This is a genomic window from Actinomadura bangladeshensis (assembly GCF_004348335.1).
Lineage (GTDB): Bacteria > Actinomycetota > Actinomycetes > Streptosporangiales > Streptosporangiaceae > Spirillospora > Spirillospora bangladeshensis.
Genome location: NZ_SMJW01000504.1, coordinates 1 through 2,051 on the forward strand (window position 1 = coordinate 1; position 2,051 = coordinate 2,051).

The 2,051-nt window shown below is 74.9% G+C and carries 2 protein-coding genes; both read right to left on the reverse strand.

Annotation, left to right across the window (positions count from 1 at the left end; all coding sequences use genetic code 11):
* Positions 1 to 15: 15 nt before the first annotated feature.
* Positions 16 to 645, reverse strand: coding sequence for a TetR/AcrR family transcriptional regulator (locus E1284_RS40370; protein WP_131945383.1), 630 nt, complete (start codon positions 643 to 645; stop codon positions 16 to 18).
* Between the two features lie 87 nt (positions 646 to 732).
* Positions 733 to 2,051: FAD-binding oxidoreductase (locus E1284_RS40375; RefSeq protein WP_341770480.1), on the reverse strand; the 1,319-nt coding region annotated here is incomplete at its 5' end.

Genomic DNA, 2,051 nt, shown 5'->3' on the forward strand with positions numbered 1-2,051 from the left:
CGGGGGACGTGGTGGTCATGTCCGCTTCTCCTTCGCGGGGAGGACGCCGGAGAGGGCGGCGTCGACGAGGTGTTCGGCGTAGGCGCGGCCGATGGGGCGGCCGGTGATGAGGAGCCGGTAGTACAGGGCGCCGGCGAGCTGGTCGAACAGCAGCTCCGGATCGGTGTCCGGACGCAGGCCGCCGCGCCGGCGGGCCCGGTCGATCAGCCCGAGGACCAGCGCGTTGCGCTGCTCGAAGACCGCGCGGACCAGCGCCCCGATGTCGGGGTGCCGCGCGGCGGCCGCGACCAGCTCGCCGACGAGACCGGACGAGGGGTCGTCAGGGGCGTGCCCCGGCCCGGCCCGGCGCGTCCGGTCGAGCCCCAGCGCGATCTGCTCCAGGTAGTCGACGAGGTCGGCCCGCAGGTCCCCGGTGTCGGGCACGGGGACCTCGTCCTGCATGCGGGCGATCACGGCGATGGCCAGGTGGTCCTTGGTGGGCCAGCGCCGGTACAGCGTGGTCTTGGCGACGCCCGCGGACCTGGCGACCTTGTCCACCGCGAAGGCCGCGTAGCCGTTGGCCAGCAGCTCCTCCTCGGCGGCCCGCAGGATCTGCGCGTCGGCACCGGCGTCGCGCGGCCGGCCGCGGCGTGCTGGAGGAGGCACCTCTCCGTCCTTTCGATACGCACGTTTCGTAATTCGACCGTACTCGCCCGGCCGCCAATAACGCAACGTGCGTATCGAAAAGAATCCTCAGCCCGCGACCGGGACGTTGCTCCGGAAGGTGTTGCGCGGGTCGCGGTCCTGCTTGATGCGGCGCAGGCGGTCGAGCGCGGCGGGGGCGAAGGCGTCGGCCGCGGTCTCCGCGGGGTTGAGGAAGCTGAAGGGCTTGCGTCCGCTGGCGGGGAGGGCCTCGGCGAGGGCGCGCTGCCTTGCGGTGACGGCGCGCGCCGTGGCGGGGTCGGAGGGGATGCCGAACAGGTAGAGGGCGTAGGGCTCGGTCAGCGGGCCGTGCGGGCCGTCGCTCGGACGGGCGAACGCGCCGCCCAGATGCCGGACCTGGACGCTCAGCAGCGGGGCGATCGGCTCCGCGAGCAGCGTCTTCACGGCGGTGTCGTCCAGCCCGGTGAGCAGTTCGGCGCGCGAGAGCCCGGGGCCGGGATCGGTGGGCTCCGCGGTGATCGTGCCGAGTTCGGAGACCGCCATGGTCCGCCGGGAGTCCGACAGCGGCCGGGGCAGGCGGTCCAGCGGAGCGAGCAGATCGCGCGCCCGTCCGGCGTCGCCGAGGTAGGTGGCGTCGATGGCGACCATGGGGTCGGCTCCCGGGAAGTGCAGCAGATCGAGCCAGACGGTCAGCTCCTCGGGGGCCTCGGCGGTGATCTGCCGGTAGGCGTCCATCACCTCGGGGGCGTGCCCGGCCGTCCACAGCATCCGGCCGCCGTACAGGCTCGGGGCGGGGTGCAGGGCGAGTTCGAGGGCGGTGACGATGGCGAAGTCGCCGCCTCCGCCGCGCAGCGCCCAGAACAGGTCGGGATCGCTGCCCGCCGTGACATGCCGCTGCCAGCCGTCGGCGTCGACGACGTCGAACGCGGTGACGCTGTCGGCGACCCAGCCGTGCGCGCGGCCGAACCAGCTCAGCCCGCCGCCGAGGGCGACGCCGGTGACGCTGACGACCGGGGAGCTGCCGGGCAGCCCGGTCAGCCCGTGCGGCGCGGCGGCGGCCTGCAGCCGCCCGGACGGCACGCCGGCGCCGATGCGGGCGCGGCGGGCGGCGGGGTCGATCTCCACCGTGTCGAGCCGGGCGGTGCGGAGCAGGACGGTGCCGCCGGTGCGTCCGGTGGCGCCGTGCCCGTTGGGCTGGGTCGCGATGGCCAGCCCGTTGGCGCGGGCGTACCGGACCAGCGCGGCGACGTCGGCCGCGTCGGCCGCCTCGACCACGGCCGCGGCCGGCTGCTCGACGGCCAGGTTCCAGGGGCGGCGGACGTCGTCGAAGCCCGGGTCGCCGGGCAGCCGCACCCGTCCCTCGACGGCGGATCGCAGGGTGTTCAGCTCGTTCATCATCTTCCTAGGGT